Consider the following 13,261-nt stretch of genomic DNA (forward strand, 5'->3'; position numbering starts at 1 on the left):
GCCCGGCACCCCGTCGGCATCCGAAACTGTCTGCGCCGTCGGTTACCGTGACCGCACTGGATCATCTTCACGGAGGTCGTCGTGGCGGTCACGGTCGCCCGTATCCGGGCTGAAGCACTTCGCCTGCGGGAGCTGGGCTGGTCCTATCGCCGTATCGCCCGAAGACTGCAGGCCCGCCATCACCTGAGCGCGCTCGTCGCGTTCCGCCTCGCGCACGGCTGGACGCAGGAGGAGGCCGCACGCCGCTGGAACGAGCGGTGGCCCGGTTCGGGGCCGGCCAAGACCGGTAAGACCTTCTCGTACTGGGAGAGCTGGCCGGCCAAGGGCGGCCGGGCGCCTTCCACACAGGTCCTGTCACGGCTGGCTGAGCTCTACCTGTGCCGGCCGGGTGATCTGCTGGACGGGCGGGACTACGGCGAGCTCGATGAGGGCTTCGAGGGAGGTGCGGGCCCCGCGGCCTCCGCCGGGTGCACCTGTGCAGCGGGCGGCACGGGTGGGGATGAGGAGGACGGGTGTGCGGGGCTGCGCTCGTTGGCTGACGGGCTGTCGTCTCCGGCGGCCTGCGAGGTCCCGTCCGCCCAGGCCATCGACGCGTGGCTGGCAGATCTCCTCGCCGGATGGGTTCCGGCGGCATGATCGGCAGCCCCGGGCTCAGGTGGCTGCCTGGCGGGCCACGCCCGGCGGGCGCCGGTGCGCGCGTTTCCGGCGGGAAGCGGCGGAGCTGGTCGAGTCAGTACAGTCGGACCGGCCATTGTTCCGCCGCCGTCCGCAGATGGCGGTTGCGCAGCGGGCGGCTCGTCGTGTCGCCCGATTCTGCTTACGGAGTGTGTCTGTGTCTGCTCGTCTCGTCGTGCTCGCCTCGGGAGCGGGAACCACCCTGCAGGCGATCCTCGACGCAACCGCGGACCCCGGGTTCGGCGCGGCGGTCGTGGCGGTCGGCACCGACCGCTATGGCACCGGCGCGGAACGGCGGGCCCGGGCGTCGGGGGTCCCGGTGTTCACCGTTCGTCTCGAGGACCACGCGGACCGGGATGCCTTCAACGCCGCGACGGCTGGGCGGATCGCCGAGTTCGCGCCCGATCTGTTGGTCCTGGCGGGCTACATGAAGATTCTCAGTGCCCGGGTGATCGGCCGGTTCCGGACGATCAACACCCACCCGTCGCTGCTGCCCGCCTTCCCGGGAGCCACCGCGGTGCGTGACGCGTTGGCCGCCGGGGTGAAGGTCAGCGGGGTGACGGTGCACTGGGTTGACGAAGGCGTTGACACCGGTCCAATCATCACTCAGCGGGCGGTGCCGGTTGAGCCAGGCGATACCGAGCAGACACTTCATGCACGGATCCAGAGCGTCGAGCGAGGACTGTTCGTCGCGACGATCGGCGAGATCGTGCGGGCCGGGAGCGGCGACTCGGCCCCGGCCGGACCTCGACGGGGCGAGCATGGGTCTCCCGCATCGGTAGAAGTTTGGATACAGGAGGAATCATGACGTCATCGGGCGAAGGTGTGGCCGGCGAGGGCGGGGCTGTCCGCGGATCCGAGCCCGGCGAAGTGGTCCCCACCGGGCGGCGGCCGCTGCGACGGGCGCTTGTCAGCGTCTACGACAAGAGCGGGCTCGACGTCCTCGCGGAGGCGTTCCTCGTGGCCGACGTCGAGGTGGTCTCGACCGGTTCGACCGCCGACGTCCTGGCCCGTCACGGGCTGGCGGTCACACCGGTGAGCACCGTGACCGGGTTTCCGGAGGTGCTGGGCGGTCGCGTCAAGACGCTGCACCCCCACGTGCACGCCGGTCTGTTGGCCGATCTGCGTAACGCCGAGCACGCCGCGGCGCTGGCCGAACTCGACATCGCCCCGTTCGACCTGGTCGTCGTCAACCTGTATCCGTTCGCCGCGACGGTCGCCTCCGGTGCGAGCGAGGACGAGGTGATCGAGCAGATCGACATCGGCGGTCCGGCCATGATCCGCGCGGCGGCGAAGAACCATGCGTCGGTCGCCGTCGTCGTCACACCCGGCGACTACACCGAGTTGGCCGCCGCAGTCCGCGGATCCGGATATGATCTTCCCGCTCGCCGCCGGCTCGCCGCGAAGGCGTTCGCCCACACCGCGGCGTACGACATCGCCGTGTCTTCGTGGTTCGCCGGCGCCGTCGCGCCGGACGAGGTGGCGCGGGAGAGCGGATGGCCCGACGTGCTGTCCGCGCAGTGGCATCGTACGGAGGTCCTGCGTTACGGCGAGAACCCCCATCAGCGCGCCGCGCTCTACGTGGAGAGCGACGCCGGGGGTCGGCCCGGCCTCGCCTCGGCCCGTCAGCTGCACGGCAAGCAGATGTCCTACAACAACTACACCGACACCGACGCCGCCCGCCGAGCAGTGTTCGACTTCACCGAGCCCGCCGTGGCCGTGATCAAGCACGCCAACCCCTGCGGCATCGCGGTCGGCGCCACCATCGCCGAGGCCCACCGCAAGGCGCATGCCTGCGACCCGGTCTCCGCCTTCGGCGGGGTGATCGCGACCAACCGTCCGGTCTCGGTCGAGCTTGCCGAACAGATCGCGGAGATCTTCACCGAGGTCGTCGTCGCACCGGCATACGAACCCGCCGCGGTGGAGATCCTCTCCCGTAAGCCGTCGATCCGGCTGCTGGAGTGCCCGCCGCCGCCGCACCAGCGCGGGATCGAACTGCGTCAGATCAGCGGAGGCCTGCTCCTGCAGTCGCGGGACGCCGTCGAGGCGCCGGGCGACGAGCCGTCCGGATGGACGCTGGAGGCGGGATCACCTGCGGACGAGGCCCTACTGGCCGAGTTGCGGTTCGCCTGGCGGGCGGTGCGCTCGGTGAAGTCGAATGCCATCCTCCTCGCGTCCGGCGGTGCCACCGTCGGCGTCGGGATGGGCCAGGTGAACCGGGTGGACGCGGCCCGGCTCGCGGTGACCCGGGCAGGGGACCGGGCGAAGGGGGCCGTCGCCGCGAGCGACGCCTATTTCCCGTTCCCTGACGGCTTCGAGGTGCTCGCCGAGGCGGGGGTGCGGGCCGTGGTCGAACCGGGCGGGTCGGTGCGCGACGAGCTCGTCATCACGGCCGCCCGAGAGGCCGGCATCACGCTCTACTTCAGCGGTGTCCGCCACTTCGCGCACTGACAGCGGGCCACCAGGCCGGTGGCACCGGCGTATGTTCCGCCAGCCACCGGCCGAAGCCTTTGCCGAGGAGTCGTCGGCGGCACCGGCACGCATCTCTTCACCAGCGCATGTCTTCACCGGAATCGGTGGCCCCATCGCGGATGCCCGTCCGTACGCCGATACTCCAGTTCGATCGAAGGAGTCGACTCCACGGTGTCGCCGGTGTCGCCGGCGATCCCGGTGCCGTCGCTCGCCACGACGCCGGGCGCCCCCGGCGCGTCGGTGCGGGTGTCCGGTCGGGCACTGGGCAGGCGTCCGGGACGCTGCTTGACCTCCGGTAGATGATCACTGTCAGGCCGATGATCGGCCTGGGACAGCGACAGTCCGGCCGCGGCCGCGCCGGGCCGGGCTCCCGTCCGCTCGTCCGCTCCGGATGGCCATGGCGGACCGGACGGCCATGGCGGACCGGACGACTGCTGATCGGTGCCCGGTCGTCTGTCCCCGGACGTTCTGTCCCGACCCGCCGGCCGGCTGGCCTCGGTCGATGTTCCGACCGGCTCTGGTGGCTCTGGTGGTTCGTCCGTGGCGCCGCCCAACGGCGCCGTGCGCCGTTCGGTGCCCTCACTTCACGAGGCGGCGTTCGCCTCCGCGGCTGCCGAGCCCCGACGCCCGCTGGCGCTGCCGTTGGACGTCGTCGCCGTCGGGCTGGCCGCCGCCGCGAGCGCACCGCCGGGCTGGTCGCCGTTCGGCACATAGCGCTGGGCGACCCAGTCCAGGGCGTCGCGCCAGCTCGCGCCGTAGAGCACCGAGATCCGATCCGCTGTCTGCCTCGCCAGCGCCTGGACGAACACTCGGTCGTCGCTGTCCAGGTGTCGGGCGTCCCCGAAGGTCTCCCAGGCCCGGAACATCAGTTCCTGCAGCTTCTTGCTGTGTGGTGATTCGTCTGTCACGTCACGCTCCATCCCACTTGGGCACTGCGGCCGGAAGTCTGCCCTAAGCCTGCATGATGCCTATAGGTGGGGGTGTTGCATATTGTGCGCGTGATGTGTTCGGATGGGGTAATCGCATCTTTGACCGCTGGCATGTGATATAGGGCGGCTATCCCCCGCTCCGGCAGGTCGTGGCATCGGGCAGATCGCCGTCGTGGAGGATCCGCCGCCCGACGGGCCGGCCGTTCACCCGGGCGCCGTTTCGGGACAGCCCTGCGTCTCGAGACGTAGAGACTCGAGACGCAGAGATACGGGCCGCGTCGAACGATCTCGGCTTGCGGCCGGGAGACGCTGGGGCCGGCGAGTGGGATGTCGACACCCGGTCCGCGCCCCGCCGTGCGCCGCCCCGCCGTGCGCCGCCCCGGCGTGCGCCGCCCCGGCGTGGCTCCGCCGTGCTCTCGTGCGTCCGTGGGCGCCGGATGCCGCAGGCGGCCTACCGTGTGTTGGTAAGGACCGATGTCCTGGTTGGATTGGTGTTCGATGCATCCTGCACTCGGGTGGAAGCCGTCGCCGATGATGGTGGGGACGCCACCATGTCCCGTACGGGGCCACTGTCCAGCAGGAGATCCCAACCGCTGCCGGAGGCGAGGGTGACCGACGCGGTGCGCGGCTCCGGCCCGGCTCGACCCGGGGGTGATCCAGGCCGCCCCGGGCCGGGGGGGCTGTACCGATCCGACGGATATTCCGGCGGACATGAGGCGCCCGATCCCCGGGCGGAGCGGGCAGAGCTGCCGCTGCGCCGCGCTGGGGCGGAAGCGGACCGGCGGCGTCCGTCGTGGCCGGGCACCACCCGCGTCGACGTCTTCCGTCCGATCGAGGATCGTGACGAGCGCCTTCCCGCCGAGTATCGCGGGTTGCGTCGGTTCGACCGTCCCGTTCCGCCGGCACCGGCCCCGCCGGCCGCCCCGGGTCAGCCCGGATCGTCCCCACCGGAGCGGGTCGAGGGCGACGGCATCCCATCGCACGACCCGTGGCGTCCGGTGTCCTCCCCGCTGGTCGGCCCCGAGGAGCACCGGAAGTCGGCGGTCGGTGCGGAGCCTGGGCCACCAGTGGCAGGGACCATCTCCGGATCCCGGAGAACACCGGTCCCAGCTGCCTCCCCGCCACCATTCGTCACGCCCGGCGCACCCGCCGGGCCCGGGACTGCCGGGCGTGGCGACGGGGGCGGGATCGGCGGCTGGCTACGGCGGGAGGCCACCTTCGCGTTGGTGCTCGCCGGGGTCACCGTCGGGCTGGTGCTGGTCTTCCAGGACAGATGGCGCCGAGGAATGGTGGTCGTCGGCGTGGTCCTGGTGATGGCCGCTCTGGCCCGTCTGGTGCTGCCGGCACGGCGGATCGGCCTGCTGGCGGTACGGGGACGGGCCTTCGATGTGGGTATTCTCCTTCTGTTTGGAGTATCTGTGATAATCCTCACATTCGCTGTTCCCTATATCGGCCCGTGACGGGTTAGCGCAGGCCGGTCATGGTGCGCCGCATCGCCAGACGGGTCAGGGAACTCGCCGGGATCGTGCCGCGGCCCAGTCCGATCTCGACGAGCGTGTCGTACAGCTCGGTACGAGTGCGGGCGGCCCGCACCGCCGCGTCCATCAGCGTGCGGCGCCGCCCGGCGAGACCGGCGAGCAGGGCCGTGTGCCGCAGATGCCGTCCCAGCTCCGCGTCGAGAGCGCGTCGGTAGACCCGGCCCGCGCTGGCCGGGTGCGCCGCGCGGACGGCGGCATGCCCGGCCAGCGACCCCGACAGCACCGCGTAGTAAATGCCCTCCCCGGTCAGGGGGTTGATCAGGGAGGCCGCGTCCCCGGCGAGCAGCACGGGACCGTTCGGCTGCCGGGGGCGATGGGTCGACAGCGGCAGATGATGGGCCCGCAGCGTGGCCGGATGCGCCGGTGTCTCGGGCAGCATGCGGGCGAGCGTGCGGCGCAGGACGGTCTTGGCGCTCGTTCCGTCCGTCCCGCCGGCCAGCCGGGACCGCAGCATCCCGTAGCCGATGTTCGCACGGCCGTCGCCGATCGGGAACGACCAGGCGTAGGCCGGCCAACCCTCGTCGGTCATGTGGATGAACTGTTCGGGGGGGCCGTCGTCGAAGGCGACGTCGGTGTAGGCCCGCACGGCGATCGCCATCGCCTCGGGGGGGTTACCCGGCAGCCCGAGCCCGCGGCGTACCGCGGAGTTCGCGCCGTCCGCGCCGATGACGACCCGCGCCGTGAGCGTGCCGTTGACCACGACGACCGGCTCCCGTCCCCGACCGTCCAGGCGCGGCCGGTCGGTAAGTTCCAGGGACCGCACGCGCCGCTGGATCAGCTGAGCCCCACGTGCCTGGGCCGCGGCCACGAGACGGGCATCGAAGACCTCCCTGGGTACCACGTAGTTGGCTCGGGCCGAGGGAGTGGCCACCTCGGCGCCCCCTGGGGTGCGCAGGCGCATGCGGTCCACCGGCCGGTACCCGGCGACCGCATCGGTCACGCCGAGATCACGCAGGACGTCCAGGCCGTGCGGGGCGATGCCGTCACCGCAGGTCTTGTCCCGGGGGAACTCAGCGGCGTCGACGATGACGACGTGTGCGTCCGGGCGTTCCCGCAGGGCGCCCAGAGCCGCCGCGCTGCCGGCCGGGCCGCCCCCGACGACAAGGACGTCGATCGTGCGGGAAAGTAGATCGACCGCCTCGTCCACGCGCACGATCGGGGTGGCGACGGTGATCGTGTCAGCGTCCTTGACTGGTCCTGCCGTTACGTATCGTGGTCCTGCGGTTCCCGTGATGTCACGTCTCCCCGCCCGCTCCCGCGGACCTGAGCCGTCCCTCGGATCCACGCCGTCCCTCGGGGTCACGCCGGATCCTCGGGCCTCCGTGGTGGCGTTCTCTCCGGGGTGCTCGTCATGCGGGGCGGGCGGGCCGGACGAGGATGTGAGGGTCTGCACGCCAGCCAGTCTCGCAGCCGGCTGCCCCCCGGTGGACGCATGCCCCGCCTCGCCCGGCCCGCGGGGTGGACCGGGTGCCCGGGTCGTCGGGACCGGCGGGAAAACCTCGTACAGTGCGGAACGTGGACGCTCTTGGACAGGTGGCGGCGTGGCCGGTCGAGACCGTCGCGGTCGCGGTGATGGGTCGGGCGGACGAGGCGGTCGGACCGGGTGCGGGGTCCGGGTGGCCGGACGCAGCGGTGACCCCGCGGGTCCGGGAGGTGGCGCGGACCGGACCACTCGATCACCCCTTCCGGCTGGCCTCGGTGTCGAAGCTGCTCAGCGCCTATGCGGTCCTGATCGCCGTGGAGGAGGGCGCGATCGGGCTTGACGATCCCGCCGGACCCCCCAGGTCCACCGTGGCTCATCTACTCGCCCACACCTCCGGGCTCGCGTTCTCGGGGACCCGCACATTGGCCCCCCCGGGTACCCGTCGCATCTACTCCAACACCGGGTTCGAGCGGCTGGGGGAGGCGCTGGAGAAGGCGACCACCATCGCCTTCGCCGACTACCTCGCCCAGGCGGTCTTCGAGCCCCTCGGGATGCACGGTGCCCGGCTGACGGGATCCCCGGCCTCCGGCGTGACGGCGACGCTTGCCGACATGCGACGCTTCGCTGCCGAGCTCCTCGCCCCGACGCTGATCACCTCCGCGACGTTCGCCACGGCCATCTCGGTCGCCTTTCCCGGACTTGCCGGCGTGCTGCCGGGTTTCGGCCAGCAGACCCCCAACGACTGGGGACTCGGCTTCGAGATCCGCGGCAACAAGCACCCGCACTGGACGGGCAGCTCCAACGCGCCGTCGACCTTCGGCCACTTCGGGCAGAGCGGGACCTTCCTGTGGGTGGATCCCGTCGTCCGCCTCGCATGTGTGACTCTTTGTGATCGTGATTTTGGCGAGTGGGCCCAGCGAGCCTGGCCACCGCTGGCGGACGCGATCCTGGCGCAGGCCCCCTCGTGGTCCGCAAACCGCTCGGCGTGACGTGCGAGAAAGGGCGGGGCGGCGCGGCCGTCAGTGACCGTTTCCGGTCGGATGCCGGTTTCTTCCGAGGGCATTGTCAGCTTTTGGTCATGATCTGGAACCCGGCTCTCCTTCCCATGGTCCGCGCGGGACGGCCGTGGCTCATGGGCCATGATGTCGGCATGTTTCCTCGGCGAGACCGATCCCGACGGCCGGTTCCTCACCCGGCGCAGGCAGGTATGGATACGCAGAGTAGCGATCGTCGCTGCTTTCGTCGGGGAGCCGGTCCCGTATGACTGAGGGGGTGAACGGTCATACCGTCCAGGTTGTCCCGGCTGTTGATCCCGGTGAATCGGTTGTTCCGGTCGATCCGGTCGATCCGGTCGGTTCCGCGGGTCGGGTGGACATCGGCGTGGCGATCGGCATCCCCGAGCCGTACCGCACAGAGCTTCAGGACTGGCGGGAGCGACTCGGCGATCCGAACGCAGCCCTCATCGTCCCGCACGTCACCCTGCTGGGTCCGACCTCCGTCGGGCTCGTGGACCTGCCCGTGATCGAGCGCCACCTCGCGCGGGCGGCGCGGGCGAACTCCCCGTTCACCATCCGCCTGCGGGGATCCGGCACGTTCCGGCCGCTGTCCCCGGTCGTGTTCGTCGCCCTTGCCATGGGTATCCTCCGGTGCGAGAAACTGGCGGCGGTGGTGCGGTCCGGTCCTCTCGACCGGCCGCTCAGCTTCGCCTACCATCCGCACGTCACCGTCGCGCACCACCTCGCCGAGGACGCGTTGGACCGCGCCTTCGATGCGCTCGCCGAATATCAGGCGCAGTTCGAAGTCAACGGGTTCGGGCTGTATGAAAGAGGCGCCGACCTGCGCTGGCGGCAACTACGCTTCTTCCCGTTCGGTCGCCCTGCGCGTGGGCCGGAACCGGTGGGCGGCGGGGGGCGACGCGCCACACTCGGATCTCGGGAGTAAGCGCGCGTCGCCGGGGGGACAGTAACGAATGTGGCGGGACCTCGTCAGGCGGTACGGGCCAGTGTCGGGACGGTTTCCGGCACCGCTGTGGCAGTACGCCGGAAACGTCCTTTTCTCGATCACCTCATCCGGGCATATTCCCGCTACACAGCCGACGGCGGTGATCGTCTCGCGGCGTCGGCGACCTACTTTGCGTTCCTGTCGTTCTTCCCGCTGGTCGCGCTGGCCTTCGCGGTCACCGGCTTCGTCGTGGACGCGTACCCCGATGTGCAGGAGAGCCTGACCCGGCAGATCAACGACTATCTTCCGGGTTTGGCGGACAAGCTCGACGTTGCCTCGATTGGCAACGCCAAGGTCGGCGTGGGCATTATCGGTCTTGCCGGCCTCCTGCTCGCCGGACTCGCGTGGATCGACGCGCTGCGGGGTGCCATCCGTCTCGTATGGCACCAGGACATCGACGTTGGCAACATCATCACCCGGCGGCTGCGGGATGTCACGGTGCTCGCGGGACTGGGGCTGACTCTGTTGGCCTCACTCGTCGTGACCAGCCTCTCGACTTCGGCCACCGGGTCATTCCTGAGCTGGATCGGCTTGTCCGGCAGCACCGCCGCGGCCTGGGTGACCGGCCTGCTGGCCCTGCTCGTCGCCCTCGCGATCGACACCGCGGTTTTCCTCTATCTGTTCTGGCGGCTGCCGCAGCAGACCGACCGGGTGCGGATGGTCCGGGGTGCGGTGCTCGGCGCCGTCGGAGTCGAGATCCTCAAGATCGTCGGCACCTGGCTGGTCGGGCAGACCATGAGCAATCCGGTGTACGGTACGTTCGCGGTGATCGTCGGGTTGCTCATCTGGATCAACATCGTCATGCGATGGACGCTGTTCGTCGCGGCTTGGACCGTGACGGCGCCCTACAACTCCGACGTCTTCCCCTCCGGTTCGGCAGCCCGGCATTCCGTCGCCGCGGCGGCCGACCACGCGGCGGCCGACCACGCGGCGGCGGCAGGCGCGGGCGCGGGATCCGCGGGGCCGGGATCCGCGGGGCCGGCGTCCTACCGGTCGAGCGGCTCGCCGAACCCGGAGGCCTCCCGCCGCCCGGTGTCCGGCTCCCAGACCGGCTCGACGCCGCTCGAGCCGGCTTCATCCGACTCGTCATCGGCGAAGCCATCCTTGGCCGGACCGCTGCGGGTGGCGTCGGAGGGCAGCCCGCGTGGCACGGTGCCCATCCCCGCCCGGGTACGGGCACTCCTGCGCCGGCGCATACCCTCGGGGACATCCAGCGGGTCGGACTGATCAGGTCCGGCCGCCGGCCTCAGCCTCACGGACACGTGTCCGTCGCGCGGTGCGGGCGGCCGACCCGACGGGCGCTCGACGTCCCGGAGGCCCGCCGCCGCGTGCCGCCGCCGGTGCTGGCGCCGACGCACTCGGGCGGCTCGACGGGTGAGCGCGGTGAGCAGGCATGCCACGACGGTGCAGCCGATCGCGATCCAGGTTATCGGGCCGATGCCGCTGCCAGGATCGCCCGCGCGGGCGACGCCGTGCCGCGAGGAGGCTGTTGCCGCGCCGGCGGTTGGCACGACCCCTGGACCCGCCGGGCTGACGGAGGGCCGGTCTCCCGCGGGCCCGCTCGACGCCGGCGCCGTCGCCCTGGGGTTCGCGAGATACCCGACCGGGGTGACCGTGTCGGCGTGCGCGAAACCCCAGTCGAGCAGCGCGCGTGCGTCCTTGCCGTAGGCGGGAGCCGTCCGCAGCAGGGCGACGATGAGGGTGTGGCCGTCGCGGGTGGCCGCGCCGACGAACGTCGCGCCGGCCGCGATGGTGTAGCCGTTCTTCACCCCGATAGCCCCCTCGTAGGAATGCAGCAGGGCGTTGTGGTTCTGGATCTCGAAGCGGGTACCCCCCCGGCCGGCGAGCGAGGCGCGCGGGATCGTCAGGTAGCTCCGCACCGTCGGGTTGTCCAACGCCGCCCGACCGAGCACGGCTAGGTCGTGCACACTGGTGACCTGGCCCGGACTGTCGAGTCCGGTCGGGTCACCGGCGACGGTGTCCGTCGCGCCGAGCGACCTGGCCAGAGCGTTCATCCGCTGCAGCACGGCGGGGGTTCCCCCGCTCGCCTGGACCAGGGCCATGGTCGCGTCGTTTCCGCTGGAGATCAGCATGGCAGTCGCCAGGTCACGGACGGTGTATCCGACCCCCGGCACGAGACCGACCTTCGTGCCGTCCACCCGAGGGGCGTTCTCGTCGACCGTCACGACCCGGTCCGGCGGCAGGCCGGGCAGCACGGTCAGCGCGGTAAGGATTTTCATCGTGCTGGCCGGGAGATCCTGGGCGTGGGGGCGGTAGGCGGCGAGGATGGCGCCGCTTCCCGCGTCCGCGACAAGCCACTCGGCGGCCGTGAGACCGGCCGTGAGACCGGCCGGGGGAGCGGAGTCGGAAGCGGCGGTGGGTGCCGGTGCGGCGAGTGGGACGGCCGCGGCCGCCGGAACGATCTTCAGGAACGGGGCGAGAATCGCTCCGAGGACCGCCACGGCCACCAGCGCCCGCCCGAGGCTTCCGCGGAGGCGACGCGGGTCATGCCGGGGCGGACAGGGGACACGCACCTGTCGAACGCTACTGGGTTGCCCCGTTCCGCAGAAGGGTGGTCACGACCCGTGTCGCGAGTGGGCGTTTCCTGTGGAGGAATCCACTGGTTGCGGCTTTCCCATTGAATGCCGGGAGGAGCCCGTATGGACAGAGAGGCTATGGTGCCCGTGTGTTGTGACTCCTCTGTTCTTGAGGTGCGTCGTCGCGCTGGCCTCCCGGGTGGGGTCGTCGAGCGTGGTCTCCGTGGTGGGACCGGTGGCGATGGTCGGCGTCGTCTTCCTGTCGGGACCGCCGTTTTCGCGGTTCCCGGTGCGGGTGGCATACCCGGCGTCCGTGGAGCGAGGGAGGATGCCGGTCGTGCTCACACCCGTGGTGTTCCTGCGCTTGTGGTGCTTGGGCCGCCGGGGGCGTTCCGGATTCCCGGCATTCGGCTTGCCCGTGGCGGGTGGGTCCTCGGTCTCGGGGTCGCTCGTTTCCCGGAGGCCACCACCGGCCGTGGACGCCGGCCCGCCGTGCCGTGACGGCGATCGTGCCGCGGTTGGCTCCCGTTCATCCGACGCCGTCTGGTGCGGAACGCGAACCGCGTCCCGAACCAGGCTCTCGATGTCGCCGCGAAGAGATTCGAGTTGGCCGGCCAGCTCGCCGCGCACGTACTGCCGGGTCGCCGCATCGCTCTGGGCAAGCCGGAGCGCGGCGATCTCACGCGCGAGAAACTCGGTGTCTTCCCGCATACGTACAGCGACCGCCCGATCCTCGGCCAGCGAGGCACGGTCACGGTCGTCCTGTCGGTTCTGGGCGAGCAGGATCAACGGCGCCGCGTAGGCGGCCTGGGTCGAGAAGGCCAGGTTCAGCAGGATGAAAGGGTAGGGATCCCACCGCAGCAGCGGTAGCGCGATGTTCAAGGCTATCCAGACGATCACGATACAGGTCTGAATGGCGAGGTAGCGCCCGGTTCCCAGGAAACGGGCGATGGCCTCCGCGAAGCGACTGACCGATTCCCGGTCCATGCCCCGGGGGATCAGTGTGACCCGGCCGGAAGCGGGCAGGTCGAGACGCTCGGTGCAGGCACCACGACGTCCCGCGGCCCGTGATGTTGAGATGCTCATGGAAGATCCCCCTCCGCGCGCCCCAGTCACCGCCGGACAGCTGTGAGTGCGCATTCCTCGAGCAGGCCGCGGGCGGCACCGCCACGGCGACCTCTGGTCGACACGACTTCGATCGACCGCACCTGCTTGTGCACTGCTCGCGGCCCATGCGACTGCCGACCCGGACGGATCAGGGAAGCCCGGCCGGGACAGGGTGGATCCGCGCTACCGGCACGAACCGATCGGGCCGGGAGATCGCGGTGACCATCGACTCCCGAGCCGGAGACGCCGTCGCCGACGGCACGGCTGCACCGGACAGGAGGGCCGTGCGTCCGAACAGGCCGGACTTCCGAACAGTGCCCCGGGCGTCGTCCACCCGGGTTCCGTGGACGCGGGCCGGACGCGACGGTGCGCGCTCATCGGCCCGGGATTCAGCGCTGGCTGACGTCCACGAGCAGGAAGCGGCCTTTACTGGAGCACCCGCCAGGACTCACAGCGGCCACCTCCTCGCGCTGGTCCTCCGTAGAGGATTTTTCGGGGGCTTGTCAAGGATAACCGCCGGAGTTGTTCCCTAACCCACTGGGGCACCCGTGATATCGGTCGCGATGACGTCACCCGAAG

The 13,261-nt window shown here is 71.0% G+C and carries 10 protein-coding genes and 1 pseudogene; 7 read left to right on the forward strand and 4 right to left on the reverse strand.

Annotated features, from left to right (window positions below):
* The first annotated feature begins 81 nt into the window (after positions 1-81).
* The 3 genes from AC08OP_RS10925 to purH all read left to right on the forward strand — a co-directional run bounded on the left by AC08OP_RS10925 (position 82) and on the right by purH (position 3,126).
* Positions 82-636 (forward strand): helix-turn-helix domain-containing protein, encoded by a 555-nt coding sequence (locus AC08OP_RS10925; protein WP_476614090.1) that lies wholly within the window; start codon positions 82-84, stop codon positions 634-636.
* A 196-nt stretch (positions 637-832) separates the two neighbouring features.
* Positions 833-1,483: a phosphoribosylglycinamide formyltransferase gene (gene purN / locus AC08OP_RS10930; RefSeq protein WP_476614091.1), complete on the forward strand. Its 651-nt coding sequence runs from the start codon at positions 833-835 to the stop codon at positions 1,481-1,483.
* Positions 1,480-3,126 (forward strand): bifunctional phosphoribosylaminoimidazolecarboxamide formyltransferase/IMP cyclohydrolase, encoded by a 1,647-nt coding sequence (gene purH / locus AC08OP_RS10935; RefSeq protein WP_476614092.1) that lies wholly within the window; start codon positions 1,480-1,482, stop codon positions 3,124-3,126. The genes purN and purH overlap by 4 nt, the downstream gene beginning before the upstream one ends.
* 605 nt (positions 3,127-3,731) lie before the next feature.
* On the opposite strand, the gene AC08OP_RS10940 is transcribed toward purH, so the two are convergent.
* Positions 3,732-4,055, reverse strand: coding sequence for a hypothetical protein (locus tag AC08OP_RS10940; protein ID WP_476608103.1), 324 nt, complete (start codon positions 4,053-4,055; stop codon positions 3,732-3,734).
* A 629-nt stretch (positions 4,056-4,684) separates the two neighbouring features.
* On the opposite strand from AC08OP_RS10940, the gene AC08OP_RS10945 reads away from it, so the two are divergent.
* Positions 4,685-5,536 (forward strand): DUF3017 domain-containing protein, encoded by an 852-nt coding sequence (locus AC08OP_RS10945; protein WP_476614093.1) that lies wholly within the window; start codon positions 4,685-4,687, stop codon positions 5,534-5,536.
* A gap of 4 nt (positions 5,537-5,540) precedes the next feature.
* Here the strand turns inward: AC08OP_RS10945 and AC08OP_RS10950 are convergent, their stop codons facing one another.
* A complete protein-coding gene (locus AC08OP_RS10950) occupies positions 5,541-6,770 on the reverse strand; it encodes an NAD(P)/FAD-dependent oxidoreductase (protein WP_476614097.1) in 1,230 nt (409 codons plus the stop codon).
* 359 nt (positions 6,771-7,129) lie between these two features.
* Between AC08OP_RS10950 and AC08OP_RS10955 the strand changes: the two genes are divergently transcribed.
* The 3 genes from AC08OP_RS10955 to AC08OP_RS10965 all read left to right on the forward strand — a co-directional run bounded on the left by AC08OP_RS10955 (position 7,130) and on the right by AC08OP_RS10965 (position 10,265).
* Positions 7,130-8,026, forward strand: a complete 897-nt coding sequence (locus tag AC08OP_RS10955) for a serine hydrolase domain-containing protein (protein WP_476614098.1) — start codon at positions 7,130-7,132, stop codon at positions 8,024-8,026.
* Positions 8,027-8,297: 271 nt separating this feature from the next.
* Positions 8,298-8,978 (forward strand): 2'-5' RNA ligase family protein, encoded by a 681-nt coding sequence (locus tag AC08OP_RS10960; protein ID WP_476614094.1) that lies wholly within the window; start codon positions 8,298-8,300, stop codon positions 8,976-8,978.
* A 30-nt stretch (positions 8,979-9,008) separates the two neighbouring features.
* Positions 9,009-10,265, forward strand: coding sequence for a YihY/virulence factor BrkB family protein (locus tag AC08OP_RS10965; RefSeq protein ID WP_476614095.1), 1,257 nt, complete (start codon positions 9,009-9,011; stop codon positions 10,263-10,265).
* 467 nt (positions 10,266-10,732) lie between these two features.
* Here AC08OP_RS10965 and AC08OP_RS10970 read toward each other — a convergent pair.
* A pseudogene (locus AC08OP_RS10970) lies at positions 10,733-11,572 on the reverse strand (D-alanyl-D-alanine carboxypeptidase family protein); the annotation flags it as partial.
* 42 nt (positions 11,573-11,614) lie between these two features.
* Complete coding sequence (locus tag AC08OP_RS10975; RefSeq protein ID WP_476614096.1) at positions 11,615-12,661, reverse strand: DUF1003 domain-containing protein; 1,047 nt, start codon at positions 12,659-12,661, stop codon at positions 11,615-11,617.
* Between the last annotated feature and the right edge of the window lie 600 nt (positions 12,662-13,261).

The sequence above is a fragment of the Frankia sp. CeRuru1 genome (assembly GCF_977966315.1).

Bases quoted from the DNA above. Each gene is read 5' to 3' on its own strand.
- AC08OP_RS10960 (WP_476614094.1), top strand. From the start codon at position 8,298: ATGACTGAGGGGGTGAACGGTCATACCGTCCAGGTTGTCCCGGCTGTT.
- AC08OP_RS10975 (WP_476614096.1), bottom strand. From the start codon at position 12,661: ATGAGCATCTCAACATCACGGGCCGCGGGACGTCGTGGTGCCTGCACC.
- purH (WP_476614092.1), top strand. From the start codon at position 1,480: ATGACGTCATCGGGCGAAGGTGTGGCCGGCGAGGGCGGGGCTGTCCGC.